This window comes from Paenibacillus allorhizoplanae, from assembly GCF_927798215.1.
Taxonomy (GTDB): domain Bacteria; phylum Bacillota; class Bacilli; order Paenibacillales; family NBRC-103111; genus Paenibacillus_E; species Paenibacillus_E allorhizoplanae.
In genome coordinates, this window is the sequence record NZ_CAKMMW010000035.1 from 33133 (window position 1) to 47806 (window position 14674).

Consider the following 14674-nt stretch of genomic DNA (forward strand, 5'->3'; position numbering starts at 1 on the left):
TAAAAAGCAGTTCGGCACGCTGAGTCAGCGTTGTACCGAACTGCTTTTTTCAATTAATCGTGATGTGACTCGTTTACTTCGCGTTGACTGCGACGACGTGCAACACCTGATTCAAACGCCGCTTCCATAACAGCTTCTCTAACCTTCTCAACAACAGCGTGGTTGAACACGCTCGGGATAATGTAGTATTCGTTCAGCTCGTCTTCATTTACGACAGCAGCAATCGCTTTAGCTGCAGCAAGCTTCATCTCCTGCGTGATCTTAGAAGCACGGCAGTCTAACACGCCGCGGAAAATACCTGGAAAACAAAGTACATTGTTAATTTGATTCGGATAATCGGAGCGTCCTGTCGCCATGACACGAACATAAGGCTCAGCTTCCTCTGGCGTGATTTCCGGTGTGGGATTCGCCATTGCGAAAACAATTGGGTCTGCGGCCATACGTTTCACATCATCTTGCTTCAGCACGCCTGGTCCTGAAAGACCGATAAAAATATCTGCACCTGTGATGACGTCAGATAAGGTACCACGTTCTAGCCCAGGGTTCGTGTTTTCAGCGTACCACTCCCAAGCCTTGTTCGTGAATTCATCTCCTCGCACAATAGCCCCTTGACGATCCACTCCAATGACATTGGTAACGCCTGCTGAGATTAGCATTTTGGTACATGCAATACCAGCAGCCCCGATACCTGTGATAACTACCTTACAAGATTCCAATTGCTTTCCTACCAGCTTAACCGCATTTAGCAGCCCGGCTAGAATAACAACCGCTGTTCCGTGCTGATCATCATGAAAAACAGGAATATCAAGCTCATTAATTAAACGTTCTTCGATTTCAAAACAACGCGGGGAAGAAATATCCTCCAAATTAATACCGCCAAATCCTGGCGCAATCGCCTTCACGGTACGAATAATTTCTTCGGTATCTTGGGTGTCCAGACAAATCGGGAACGCATCTACGCCTGCCATTTGTTTAAATAGCATCGCTTTCCCTTCCATCACGGGCATTGCCGCTTCTGGTCCAATATTTCCAAGCCCTAGTACAGCCGTACCATCTGAAACGACAGCAACGGTATTTCTTTTAATCGTCAACGAATGTGCCTTGCTCGGGTCTTCATGAATCGCCATACATACCCTGGCAACTCCTGGTGTATATACGCGGGACAAATCGTCCCTGTTCTTAATTGGTACTTTGGGAGTAACTTCAATTTTTCCACCCAAATGAAGCAGGAAGGTCTGATCTGACACGTTAATGATGCGGACACCTGGAATATCCTTTAGCGCTTTCGTTATCGTTTCCGTATGCTCGGGATCACTTACTTTGACTGTAATATCACGTGTAGTCGTCGTTTTGCTAGCTCTTGTGACGTCAATCGCCACAATATCGCCGCCTGCATCACCAATGGCTGTTGCAATTCTTCCAAAGGTTACGAGTTCTTTATGTATTTCCAGTCGCACGATGACACTTGTGCCCCCACCATTTAATCCAGCCATGAAAGGATCACTCCTACGAATTGTAATTTAATTGAACACATGTTAGATGATAACATACAACCTATTGCAAACAAAGTTATTGCCCAAAAGACTTATCTTGCACAGTGATAGAGACTTTTTATGGTAGGCGAGAAGGAATTAGGAAAAGTATGCTGCAGTTAGAGCCGGAAGCATGGTAAGGGCAGAGCGAAAGGGCCAAGAAAGCCTATAAAGTCCAGAGCGAAAGAATCAGATAGCTGTAAAGTCCAGAGCGAAAGAATCAGATATATCCTACAGAGACTGAGCGGAGCAAAGTGATGCCTTGCTTCATCTCAGCCTCTGTTAGATGGGCGAAACCGAAGCAGACTCCCGCTCTGCCGTCCGGGAGTGCGTAGTTGCCGGCGTCCGTCCAGGTCACGCCGACTGCCCGACATGCGGCTGCATATGCGGTATAGGTGCGCAGGTCCCCGCGCCACCAGCCGAACAGATGCAGCCCGCTATCGCTGTCCACCCACTCGAAGAGGGTGGACAGCTGCTCCTGCAGCAGCGCCTGCAGGAGCAAGAACTTGCTCGCGTACACCCGCCGCATGCGGCGCAGGTGTCGCTCGTAGCCGCCGCTCGCCATGAAGGCGGCGAGCGAGCGCTGTTCGAGCAGCCCCGTTGGGTGCGGCTCGTATAGCCGCTTCGCGGCTACAAAGGCATCGTGCAGCGCCTCCGGCAGCACGACATAGCCGATGCGCAGGTCCTGCAGCATCGTTTTGGAAAAGGTGCCGATGTAGACCACTCGGCCCTCTTGGTCCAGCACCTTGAGCGGCTCAATCGGCCGCCCGCGGTGCCTGAACTCGCTGTCATAATCGTCTTCGACGATGACAGCGCCTTGCTCCGCCGCCCAGCGCAGCAGCTGCTGGCGGCGCTCCAGGCCCAGCACCGCCCCCGTAGGGAATTGGCGGCTGGGCGTCACGAACAGCAGCCGCGCGTTCCACGGCTGCGGGATAAGCCCTTGCCCGTCCACCGGCGCGTGCACGGGTACTCCGCCAGCCGCCAGCACAGCGCGGCTGGCGCCTTGATACCCGGGCCGCTCCAGCACCACGGGATCGCCCGGGTTTACGAGCAGCTGGGTCAGCAGGGCTATCGCTTGCATCGACCCATTAACGATCACGATGCGCTCCGGCGACGCATCGATGCCTCGCATCCGCCTCAGGTGCACCGCGATGGCTTCGCGAAGCGCGAAGTGCCCCTCGGCGATGTGAGCGTCCTCTTGCGGCGACTCCGTCATCCGCCGCACCTGTTCGTACATCCCGCGGTTCCATTGCTCCCGCGGGAACTGCTCCATCTGCGGACGCGCCACCACGAACGCAATTTTTCTTCCAACTAGCTTACCTTCTAGCTTTACCCCCTGCCCTTTGTCACCATCAATTCTTCCCTCTCGCTCTCTCCCAAGCCCCCCAGCATCTACACCTTCGCTCACACGGACGCCCCAAGCCGACAATTCTATATTCTTTCCCACCTTGGCCTCATACATCACATGACCGTCCGCATAGACGACGAAAGTCCCCCTGCCAACATCTGCCTGCAAATATCCCTCTGCGATCAGCATATCGTACACCTGATTTACCGTTCCCCGAGAAATGCCCAATCGATCAGCCAAGTCCCGGCTAGATGGCAATTTCGTATTCTGCTTCAGCTTATTTCCCACAATTTCATCGCGAAGCGCATGATACAAGGCGGCATATTTACTAGGATATTGTGTGCAGTACGCTTGAAACGGCAAATAAAATGCCATACAACCACTTCTTTTCTTTTTAAAATGGTACATATAAATTGAGTCATATTGGTACTTATTATGAATCCAATCATACAGTATGCTTACTACAATCACATTAAAATCATTCACGAGTAAGGAGAAATCAAACTATGAATCTACTGCCGCCAACCCTAGAAGGAACTCGCGTCACATTGCTTCCTTTGCATGAGTCACATATTCCTGGACTGATCGAGGCTGCTAACGACCCTGCCATTTTCTCATTTATGACACCCTTGCTTAATCCTGCCGAAGTTCACAAATTTGTATACCAAGCGCTTAACGAGCAGGAAGCGGGACAAGGGATCCCTTTCAGCGTCTACGATAGAGCTACAGATACCATAGTCGGCAGTACACGACTCTTCGATATTTCCATCCCTCATCGGAGTTTGGAGATTGGGCATACCTGGTACAATTCAAGTGTTTGGAGAAGTCGTGTGAATACAGAATGTAAGTATTTATTGCTTCAATACTGCTTTGAATCTCTAGATCTTCTGCGTGTTCAGCTCAAAACAGATCTTCGCAACGAACGCTCCCAAGCAGCGATTGCCCGTATAGGAGCCCAGAAAGAAGGTATTCTTCGTCAACATCGTGTGCTTCACGACGGTTATGTACGAGATACCGTTATGTTTAGTATTCTTGACAACGAGTGGCCGCAAGTCAAGCAACGGCTAGAAGGCTTTTTAATCAAATAAACCTATGGGCAAGTGACTGGAAAGCGTTCATCTATGGCACTTGCTTCTTTTCATATCAATTCGCAGAAAATTTGTTTAGCGCAGTGACGTGCAGGTGTGAAAGTGATATAATAACTGGGAAAAAATGAATCGCTCATTGGAAGGAATGACCCAATCTTATGAATCCTTTGGCAAGTCAGTTAAACGAGACCCTGCAACGTGAAAATTCTCACGTACATGACATGCTTTCCGCATTAGGTAAATCGATTTACTTCCCGAAAGAAGGCATTCTCAGCCAATCGGCTGAAGCGAAGGCCAAAGCCAAGAAATTCAATGCTACCATCGGTATTGCGATCGAAAATGGTCAACCAATGCATCTGAAGGTCATTCAAGATACACTCTCCACTTACAATCCTAAAGATATATATGAATACGCTCCACCGGCTGGTAAGCCTGAGCTTCGTACAGCTTGGCGCAAAAAGATGCTCGAAGAAAACCCGGGCATTGGCAGCAAGCTTATCGGTAACCCGATTGTCACGAATGCTCTGACTCATGGTCTTAGTATCGCTGCTGATCTTTTTGCAGACGCTGGTGATGCTGTTATTATTCCTGATAAAAATTGGGAAAATTACGAGCTCACTTTCGAGATTCGCCGCGGCGCCCAAATCGTGAACTACCCGCTCTATAACGAACACGAGAGATTTAATTCCGAAGGATTGCGTGATGCACTCCTTGCTCAGAAGTCCAAAGGCAAAGCCATCGTCGTGCTGAACTTCCCGAACAATCCAACGGGCTATACGCCTGATGTGGAAGATGGCAATGCCATTACGGCCGCGATCAAAGAAGCTGCTGAAGCTGGGATTAACGTAGTTGTTCTAACGGACGATGCTTATTTCGGTCTTTTCTTTGAAAATTCCTTGCATGAATCCTTGTTCGGTCAATTAGCTGACCTGCATCCGCGTGTGCTTGCAGTCAAAATTGACGGAGCAACTAAAGAAGAATACGTTTGGGGCTTCCGTGTAGGCTTCATTACGTATGCGGGTCAAAGTGATGCACTTCTTAGTGCGCTCGAACAAAAAACAATGGGGATTATCCGTGCGACAATTTCCAGTGGACCGCATCCGTCCCAAACCTTCGTGCTTCACGCCTTGAACTCACCAGAATTCAATGCTCAGAAACAAGAGAAATACGAAATCATGAAAGGCCGCGCGAACCGTACGAAGTCTATTTTGGACAGCGGCAAGTTCGACGATGCATGGGGCTACTACCCTTTCAACTCCGGCTACTTCATGTGCTTGAAGCTCAAAACCGTTGACGCTGAAGCATTGCGCGTACATTTATTGAATCAACATGGTGTTGGCACAATCGCGCTTGGCGAGACTGATCTTCGTGTAGCATTCTCTTGCATCGAAGAAGGCAATTTGGAAGAGCTATTCAATATCATCTATCAAAGTGTTAAAGAAATAGAGACAGTTGCCGCAAGCAAATAGGCAGACAACGTAAAAAGAGGTGTCCCAGTAGCCATGTATGTGGCGGGGACCCTCTTTTTTTTTGCGAAAGTGCAACTAAATTGGAAGTTATATACGACAAATCATGTTCAGATTATCCCCTATACTCTTCAATCAGATGTTTAACTGTCATCCCATACCCGTCGAACATTGCGGAGGTGGAGCTACTACAAAGGTTGAACTGCTGCGTACATATCGCCCCTGCCCTACCTTAACCTCAGTTTCATCAAACTCCGCGACAAGCCCTCCGCCTATCATTTTCCCATCCATTAACACCAAGATGTAAGTTCCAAACAACATCGCATTCGTAAAATCTGCATCCCGATGTATGATATTCATAGGCCCCCCAGTTAAATATTTTCCTATTATTTCTATTTATAAGCCACTATACCTTTTCCAGCGTTACAGTATAGTTACACACAACCATCGCAGCGAAAAGGCATGGAAGGTTCCCTGCCCTGTCGCCTATACGCGCTCTCCGCCCCTCAATCCCAATCAAACAAGTTTGAAGATGATCTTACATCTGTTCGTTTCTTTCACGTTGGATCCTCGAAGGTGCCGTCTGCAGTCGCCCAACTGCTGGCAAAATGAGAATGGCTACAATAGCTAAAACCGCGATCGCTACAATCCTATTCCCTAACAAAAGTTGAACAATCAAGGAAAGCACAATCCCCCCTAAGTTGCCAAATAGCAGCAACAAGCCTGTGATTGCGCCGACTGACTGCGGATCGGATTTGGCCTCTGCCAGCGAGAGCATCACGGGTAAATCAGCCAGTAAAAGAAATCCGCACACCCCCAGCAAGCTGATGAACATCCACTGGGGCATACCGACTGCAAGACCGATCAGAAGTAACACGCTCGCCACGAGTGAAAAGCGTACAACCACTCGCGCGCGCTGACCGCGCAGCGCCCATCGTGGCACAATCGCAGCGCCGACAATACCTGCAGCGGTCATAACACCGATGCCAACGCCAACTTGCTGAGCACTGTAACCAATGGCGCTGGCCAACACTTCCAGCCATGTCGCCAGTGTAATGAAAATGCCGAAGCCTGCGAACAGCAGCAGGCTGAACAGCCTTACCCAACGCTGCGACCATAGGGTCGCAATCGCGCTGAACCCGAAGGGGCTGCTCGTTTCAGCAGCCGCATCGACCGCAAACACCGGTGCTCGCCTAAGCGCCACAAGCATAGCCACAGCGGCAATGACGCTAATCGCACCTTGCGTCCACAGGATAGCAGCCATCCCCTGCCATGCCAGTAGAAAAGGAACAGTGACGGTGGAGACAAGGATACCGACGAACAAACTGGCCGTACCAGCCGCAATCGCATTAGCTCGTTGCTCTGGACGTACATAGAGCACAGCTAATTTGTTCACGGCATTGAGTACAAGAGGCTGACCTACGGAGATCACAATCTGTCCGATGAGCGCATATTCATAGCCAGGCAGTATGCGAATAAGTGCTCCAATCGCAGTCAACGCAGCGCCAATGAGCAGCGATCCACGAAACCAACGATCCGCAGCCATGCCAAATGGAATGGACAGCAGTACATAGACAAGAGGAAATACAAGTGATAACCAGCCTACGGCATCGACAGAAACATGCCACTCGCTGGAAGCCGCCGTCGTAATGGGCGTAAATGTGACCCATAGAAGCTGAGTCACTGCCGCTAATAAGGCGTAAGCAGTGACGACCGACCAGCGAGAGCGAGTTGCACTTGCACTTGCACTTGCACTTAGCTCCACCATCCAGACACCTCCCATTTTCTTGTCAACCTTAACCGGTCACGCCGAAAATCTTTTCCAGATACCCGTTCAGCATAATACCGTCCGGATCCAACACCTCTCGTATATGGCAAAATGGCTGCCACATTGGATACCTATCGTTTAGCTTATCTGCGTTAAGTGAATGCATTTTGCCCCAGTGCGGCCTGCCGCCGTTTTGCAGGAAAATGTCCTCCATCCCCGCAAAATAGTCCTCATGCGGCATTCCTTTATACATATGAATCGCAATGTACGAAGAATCCCTCCCGAATGCTGGACTCAACCAGATATCGTCCCCCTTAGCAAAGCGGCACTCTATCGGAAAATGAACGTTGTACTTGTGCTTCGTCATCTTTTCGCGCATTTCTTCAATGACGGTGGGCATGGCTTCCGCTGGGAGATTGTATTCCATCTCGTTAAATCGAACGAGTCTTTGCGTCGCGAACAGCCGATGACTGTAATCTACTTTGCTGCCCACAGGCACTTGCGATGCGGATATCCGACTCACCATCCGACTGAGTTTCGGGACCTTACGACACAGTTCAGACAACATACCGAAAACCGTATTTTCGAGCAGGACATCCCCGATGTAATCACGCACCTTGCGGCTCGTCACCGCGTGATCCGTGGGATTCATGAATTTCATCTGACACGGTTCAGCGTATGGAAACCAATAAAATTCAAAATGCCGATGTCCACTCGCAATATCAGGCAACTCCTGCAAGCATTGTTTCAGTGGCATACGCTTGCTCTCGTACATCATTTTGTAAGTGGGTTGGAGCCGTAGCTTCACTTGCACAATAATACCTAACGCGCCAAGTGATACCTGCATCGCTTTAAACAAATCAGGATGAGTCACAGCTGTACATGTGATTACCTCACCTGCGCCAGTCACCATTGTCAGACCTACCACTTGCGTAGCGATATTGCCGAACTGCTGACCAGTGCCATGCGTTCCTGTGCTGATTGCACCAGCTATCGACTGTACATCGATGTCGCCGAGATTCTCCTGTGCCAGCCCTTGAGCGTACAGTAGCTCCCCAAGCAGCTTGAGCTTCGTCCCTGCCCATACCGTTGCGGTACGCTCCTCAGCGTCTACCTCAATGAGGCCCTGCATGCGGTCCAGGGTAATAAGCACATCATCCGATGCCGCAAGCGGCGTAAAAGAATGCCCAGTGCCGACAACACGCAGCCTGCGTCCTTGTCGTCTGCAAAGCATCACCGCATCAACCACCGCTTCTATGGAGTCCGGATACAGTACAGACTGCGGTGTTGCCTGTACGATACCTGACCAATTGGTCCATATCCCTGATTTGCTCATCATAGAAAACACGCCCCCATACCGCGATACGTTGGATATGTAGATACAATATTGCCCTGCGAAACGGCATATAGCGCAAGGAATCGCTCACATAGTTCTCCTGCTTTCGCATGTCGGAAAAACACCGGATCGCCCAGCTCCAACTGGACTCCCCCCCGCACACGAAGTGGCGTTTGTACTTCTCCTGCACCCTCCAAGGGAAATAGCTCCAGACCTTCCGGCAAAAACGGCTTAGGCCGTTTGTCTATACCCGTCGGTCCCGAAGCCGTATAACCGCCGCCCATACAGGTTACGATATTCGGCTGTGGACGTCGCACCACCTCTACTGCATACCCAGCAGCAGGCTTATAGTGAAATGACTTGTAGTTGTCGAATAAGCCGGGGGAGTAAAACCCAGAGCCTGCAGTAATCTCTGTCACCGATGCCTCTGCCCGCGAACTGTCCATGCTGCCCGTACCTCCCGCATTGACGAAACGAAGCTGAGCGCCCATCGCTTCAAGCCCGCGTGCCACTTCCTCTCTCCACTGTGCAGCTTTGCGAATAGAGGATTTCTTCAGCCTGCGGATTAGCGCATTTTTCACTGCTTGCCCAGGTACATTATCGCCAACGCCGGCAATCTGCGCCTCATACCCCATAATGCCATCAAGCCGCAGCCAACTCGCTCCGACTATCCGCTCAGCCACAGGGCGAACCTGCTCCCATCGGGTCAACGGCGATCGCCATACCCCAAAATGCAATCCAGGAAAATCCGTCGACATGTCGATGTCGATACAAACGGGCACAATAACCTGTTTAGCCTTCGCCAGCCGCCCTATGTGTTCAACATGCTCGATACAATCGACCATGAACGTAATCGTTTTGCCTTCGCCTATTAGCGAAATCACATCGGTAAGCCCCTCAGCGTGCCACTGCGGATAGCCTAGTAAAAGATCATCAAACCCTTGTTGGGCTAGAAAAGCAGCCTCCTCCGCCGTATAACACATAATTCCTTCGTACGCAGGATCAGCTGCCAAAATACGGCGAATCACATCCGGACAGCGAATGGACTTACTCGCCACCCGAATCTTCTTTCCCCCAGCTTCCTGCGCAATGGCCTTGATGTTAGCATCCAGTAGATCCAAATCTACGAATGCGAATGGCTTCGGTACATCCTTGAAAATCTGTTTATAGTACTCGTAGGATCCTATCATGAGACTTACCTCTTCCTAGTGAGTCTTTATTAAAGCTTAGTCAGCCTGCGAATGATTTTCAACCCGATTTGACTAGAGGGATATCGAAAGGGGATATCGAACCTCGTCGTCTGCTTTAATATACTTTTCATATGTGAAAATATGTGAAAACTCATTTCGCCATGATAGCTGCCCATTCCGCTCTCGCCGACGCCGCCAACAGGCAAATGTGTAGAACCAAAATGCATCAGTGTATCATTGACACAACCGCCGCCGAATGAAATTTGCTCGAGCATGACATCTTGGACTTTTTTATCCTCCGAAAATACATACAGTGCCAGCGGCTTCGGCCTAGCTTGGATTAAGCCTACTACTTCATCCAGATTGTCATAGGTTAGAACAGGAAGTATAGGGCCGAAAATCTCCTCCTGCATGACTGGCATATCCCATTTGATATTTTCAAGTACCGTCGGTTCGATTTGCAGCGTCTGATCGTCAGCTAACCCACCAATAGCGACCTTTCCATCATTCAAAAAGTGACGCAACCGCTCATAATGACGGCGAGAAATGATTTTGCCATACTCGGGGCTTAGCAGCGGATTATCGCCATAGAAGGATTTGATAGCCTCTTGCAAATAGGCCAGCAGCTTATCTTTCACATTTCGATGCACAAGCAAATAATCTGGAGCAACGCAAGTCTGTCCCGCATTAGAGAACTTCCCGAAGGCGATACGCTGCGCTGCCAGCTTTATATGTGCGTCATGATGTACAATGCACGGGCTCTTTCCGCCGAGCTCTAGCGTGACTCGTGTAAGATGCTTCGCTGCTGCCTCCATCACGATTTTCCCAACGGCTACGCTGCCTGTAAAAAAGATTTTGTCAAACGGCTGCTCCAGGAGAGCTCGACTTTCTTCCACCCCGCCTTCCACAACCGCAATATATTGCGGTTCGAAGGTAGCGCGTACGATCGAGGTCATCACAGCAGATACCGCTGGCGCTAGCTCTGACGGCTTCAACACAACCGTATTGCCAGCCGCAATTGCCCCTATTAACGGATCAAATGCCAGCATAAACGGATAATTCCATGGAGCAATGATTAATGCCGCCCCCAACGGCTCAGGGATTATGTAGCTGCGACTCCCCGAATGCGTCATCGGCGATTTCACTTTCTTCGGCTTCATCCAACGTTTCAGATGCTTGATGACATGAGCTATTTCTTGATAAACGATGCCTATTTCAAAAGCGTACGCTTCCTTCTCTCCTTTATTCAAATCGGTGCGCAGCGCCTGAATAATCTCTGATTCCCGTTCGACAATTGCTTGTTTCAGCTTTTTGAGCTGTGTAAGTCGAAATGCGAGTCCTCGTGTCGAACCTGTTTGATAGTACCTCTTTTGCTGATCCATCAATTGGCTTATCGTCATGCGAATCTCCTTCTTTCGAATATTTATATTCTGGTTGTGCATTCACAATTATTTATGAAAACGTTTGCAAATCTCAGTATTAAACAATTACGTAATCCTATAAGTTTACCATCCCAATCGCCACAGTGACAATATCAGGATACCTCTCCAATCATGATTTCGTCATATCGAGAAATAGCCCTGATTGCTCAAGACTTCTGAAAAAACAAGAAAAACCCTTTCCAAAGGGTTTTTCTTATACAAATGGGATGCGGTCGGAGGGATTTGAACAGTAGGACCAGCCGCTCTGAACTCACCTGTTACTTCTTGATTTTATTCGCTTTGTTACACTTCTTTTAGCTTTTATCTTTTTCTTTATGAAGTATTTTTTTCTTCCTAGCAGTTTTAAATTTGTTCTTCTTTGCAGTTTTATATTTTTTCTTCTTCTTAGCAATTTTAAATTTGTTCTTCTTCTAAGCAGTTTTAATTTTTTTCTTCCTCTTAGCAGTTTTAATTTTTTTCTTCCTCTTAGCAGTTTTAATTTTTTTCTTCCTCTTAGCAGTTTTAATTTTCTTCCTCTTAGCAGTTTTAATTTTCTTCCTCTTAGCAGTTTAAATCTTCTTCCTCTTAGCCGTTTTAACTTTACTCGTCTTTTCATAAATTCATTAATTTTCTGTTCATACAACGTGATATATTGGTCCACCATTGTAGCAGTCGTGAACTTGGTAAGCACATATTCTCTTAGGACATGTGGTGGCGGAAATGGCTCATGTAAAGCTTTGTGCGCAAGTTCATCTATGCTATTACATACTAACTGAGGAAAGCCTTCAAGTACCTCTAAGGCGGCACCATTGTTCAAGGCTAGTACGGGGGTGCCTGAAATCATAGCCTCAATCAATACAAGTCCAAAAGGCTCCTTCCAAATAGACGGAAAGAGGACACATCGAGCGCCCTTAAGGAGCTCCTGCTTTTGTTTGCTTGCAACAGCCCCTATATAGTGAATGTTTTCATTATTATCTATACGAGGCTGTAAAATGTTCCGGAAATATTCTTCATCTTTAATAGGTCCGGCTATAATTAGCTTTTGGTGATTGCGTTCAGCAACTTCAATTGCATGAATGACGCCTTTGTCGGGGAGTATCCTCCCAATAAACAATAAATAGTCATCTTTTCCTTCACTGTACTCGTATTCATCTGGATTAATTCCGTTGTGAACAACTAGGCCTTTGACGCCGGCATTCTTCCTAGCAGCGTGACTGACATAAACGGAATCATGGAATTCAATATTGGTAGGCAAATGATGAGTGGGTAACACGGGAATTCCCATTTTTCTTAATCTGACAATAGAAGAAAAAGTGTGGTCATGAATCAGATCTACTTTCGAAGGTCTTGTTTTACGAATAAATGCGGGTAAGTGTCGATCTTCGAAATATTTGGGGAAGGGTACTACCTTTGCTGAAACTTTACTTCCCTTTGGAGCGTATAAAACAACCCTATGTCCACGTTTTACCAATTCCTGTGTAATTTCGTAAACCATTTTCTCTGTTCCAGCTGTGTCAACAGCTGATACAGGGCTACAGATTGGTGAAATGACTTGTATGATTCTTAAGGCTCGCTTTTTTTTAGTTGCATATTTTGTTTCATTATTTGTTGGATATTTTGTTGCATCTTTTGTTTCATTATTTGTCGCATACATTGGCGTGCTCATATTAAATAAACCAAATAAGTCACGAATCTCTTTAGTTTCAACTGCTTTGCGATTGTACTCTCCACCGCTTAATAGTTCTCGATGCTTCCTTGCATATTCCCAGAAATGATCAGCATACTCCGGTTTGAAATCAATATAATAATTTATGCATTTGGTTACAAAAAAGAGAATTTCTTCTTTAAAACTATTATTCAACTGTGCATGTTCAATTAAACGGTCCCATGCCCGTAAAATATCTAACACTTTGGGTCCGCTGCTATTTGCGATAGAACCTGATCTAGACCTTTTGTAATAATATAAAGGAATGTTCAAATAAGCTGGCATATCCGCTAGACTGATCAGAATTGGAGTTGATGCAACATCCTCATACCAAATATTTAAATACTCAATTTTTTGTAATAATTCCTTTTTGTAGAGCTTATTCCAAGGAACCACTTGAGCGTAAAGAATAGCCTGTTTTTGTGTAAAGATATCTTGTGAAAATCCCTTCTCTGGAATTGTCAGATCTTCATCTTCATACCTACTAAAATAATCACAAATGACCATGTCATGCCCATCTAAAGCTTTCGTATACAACAACTCAAACATATTGTTAGCAATCCAATCGTCCGAATCAACAAAACCGATATAGTCACCTCTAGACTGAGCAATCCCTACATTCCGAGAGTTACCTACACCTTGGTTTTCAGCATAGTGAATACTTATTATACGTTCAGGTTCCTGTTTCACGAACTCTTTAATAATTTCGGAAGAATGGTCTGATGAACCATCATTGATAATAACTAACTCCATGACATTCCATATGGTTTGGTTAATTATAGATTGCAAACATTTACTGAGGAATTCCCCAGTATTGAATACAGTGACGATGACTGAAATTTTGGGGCGAACTTGTGTTTCTACTTTTGAAATGATCTCATTCGAGCCAAGAATAGGTTCCCCCTCCTCTACTGTTGAATTTCATACATTCATATTCCTATATTTAATTATGGCTTGTGTATTTGCTGACTTCTCCTATAAATAGGTAGTATTATTACCTAAGCGAAGCGCCAAGTAACGGGCAATCCATTATTACTGCATTCTTCTATCTGTACTAAAATAGATAAAAACCCTTACTAGGTAAGGGTTTCAAGATAATAAAACTGGGATGTGGCTTATTTCTACACAATACTCCGCCCATAATCCCAAGAACGTGCCTAGAACGGCTGGATGCATACTCTCACGGGTACTACGCTCGTAATTTATTAAACTGTAATACTTCATTCATTCTATCTGTTATAAAACAGAAAAAAACCCTTATATAACAAGGGTTTTAGGCTTGTAAAACTGGGATGCGGTCGGAGGGATTTGAACCCTCACGCCTTGTGAGCGCCACCCCCTCAAGATGGTGTGTCTGCCGTTCCACCACGACCGCTTATGAAAGTATACTGGGGATCTAGGATTTGAACCTAGGCATGACGGAGTCAAAGTCCGTTGCCTTACCGCTTGGCTAATCCCCATTATGAAGGGAAAAGGGCGACCGATGGGACTTGAACCCACGAATGCCGGATCCACAAACCGGTGCGTTAACCCCTTCGCCACGATCGCCACAGTAGGAATATTATTCCCTTAAAACTAGATACGAAACTTCAACGTAAAGTTAGGATTTGCTTAGGTTTTCTGGCCCCAATCAAGTAGTCGGAATTCGCTACAAAGCTTATCTTCACTTGGTTGGGATACAGCAGAGAGACTTTAATCTACGATTAAAGATCCCTATATTAGGTTAAGCCCTCGACCGATTAGTATTCGTCAGCTGCATACGTTGCCGCACTTCCACCTCGAACCTATCAACCTCGTCGTCTACAAGGGGTCTTACATAC

General features: G+C 47.1%; 10 protein-coding genes, 3 tRNA genes and 1 rRNA gene. 2 read left to right on the forward strand and 12 right to left on the reverse strand.

Annotation, left to right across the window (positions count from 1 at the left end; translation table 11 throughout):
• Positions 1–53 precede the first annotated feature (53 nt).
• Both L6I86_RS32905 and pdxR read right to left on the reverse strand, forming a co-directional pair.
• A complete protein-coding gene (locus tag L6I86_RS32905) occupies positions 54–1493 on the reverse strand; it encodes an NAD-dependent malic enzyme (protein ID WP_236292936.1) in 1440 nt (479 codons plus the stop codon).
• 259 nt (positions 1494–1752) lie between these two features.
• The gene (gene pdxR, locus L6I86_RS32910) at positions 1753–3255 is read right to left on the reverse strand and encodes a MocR-like pyridoxine biosynthesis transcription factor PdxR (RefSeq protein ID WP_236292937.1); all 1503 of its coding nucleotides are present in this window, start codon (positions 3253–3255) and stop codon (positions 1753–1755) included.
• 131 nt (positions 3256–3386) lie between these two features.
• Between pdxR and L6I86_RS32915 the strand changes: the two genes are divergently transcribed.
• Together L6I86_RS32915 and L6I86_RS32920 are read left to right on the forward strand one after the other, a co-directional pair.
• Positions 3387–3968 (forward strand): GNAT family N-acetyltransferase, encoded by a 582-nt coding sequence (locus tag L6I86_RS32915; protein ID WP_236292938.1) that lies wholly within the window; start codon positions 3387–3389, stop codon positions 3966–3968.
• Between the two features lie 158 nt (positions 3969–4126).
• Complete coding sequence (locus L6I86_RS32920) at positions 4127–5437, forward strand: aminotransferase class I/II-fold pyridoxal phosphate-dependent enzyme (protein ID WP_236292941.1); 1311 nt, start codon at positions 4127–4129, stop codon at positions 5435–5437.
• A gap of 147 nt (positions 5438–5584) precedes the next feature.
• Here the strand turns inward: L6I86_RS32920 and L6I86_RS32925 are convergent, their stop codons facing one another.
• The 10 genes from L6I86_RS32925 to L6I86_RS32970 all read right to left on the reverse strand — a co-directional run.
• Entirely contained in the window at positions 5585–5794 is a 210-nt protein-coding gene (locus L6I86_RS32925) for a hypothetical protein (protein ID WP_056610201.1), read from the reverse strand.
• A 178-nt stretch (positions 5795–5972) separates the two neighbouring features.
• Positions 5973–7202, reverse strand: coding sequence for an MFS transporter (locus L6I86_RS32930; protein ID WP_236292943.1), 1230 nt, complete (start codon positions 7200–7202; stop codon positions 5973–5975).
• Between the two features lie 28 nt (positions 7203–7230).
• Positions 7231–8541 carry a D-arabinono-1,4-lactone oxidase gene (locus L6I86_RS32935; protein WP_236292945.1) on the reverse strand — a complete coding sequence of 437 codons (1311 nt, stop codon included), beginning with the start codon at positions 8539–8541 and terminating at the stop codon, positions 7231–7233.
• A complete protein-coding gene (locus tag L6I86_RS32940) occupies positions 8538–9725 on the reverse strand; it encodes an amino acid deaminase/aldolase (RefSeq protein WP_236292951.1) in 1188 nt (395 codons plus the stop codon). Before L6I86_RS32940 ends, L6I86_RS32935 begins: the two co-directional genes overlap by 4 nt.
• Before the next feature lie 32 nt (positions 9726–9757).
• The gene (locus L6I86_RS32945; protein ID WP_236292947.1) at positions 9758–11128 is read right to left on the reverse strand and encodes an aldehyde dehydrogenase; all 1371 of its coding nucleotides are present in this window, start codon (positions 11126–11128) and stop codon (positions 9758–9760) included.
• A 292-nt stretch (positions 11129–11420) separates the two neighbouring features.
• Entirely contained in the window at positions 11421–13748 is a 2328-nt protein-coding gene (locus L6I86_RS32950; protein ID WP_338113466.1) for a glycosyltransferase, read from the reverse strand.
• Between the two features lie 399 nt (positions 13749–14147).
• Positions 14148–14229 (reverse strand) — tRNA-Leu (locus L6I86_RS32955).
• 13 nt (positions 14230–14242) lie between these two features.
• Positions 14243–14314 (reverse strand) — tRNA-Gln (locus L6I86_RS32960).
• Between the two features lie 15 nt (positions 14315–14329).
• Positions 14330–14402: transfer RNA gene (locus tag L6I86_RS32965), tRNA-His, on the reverse strand.
• Between the two features lie 171 nt (positions 14403–14573).
• Positions 14574–14674: ribosomal RNA gene (locus L6I86_RS32970) — 23S ribosomal RNA — on the reverse strand; the annotation flags it as partial.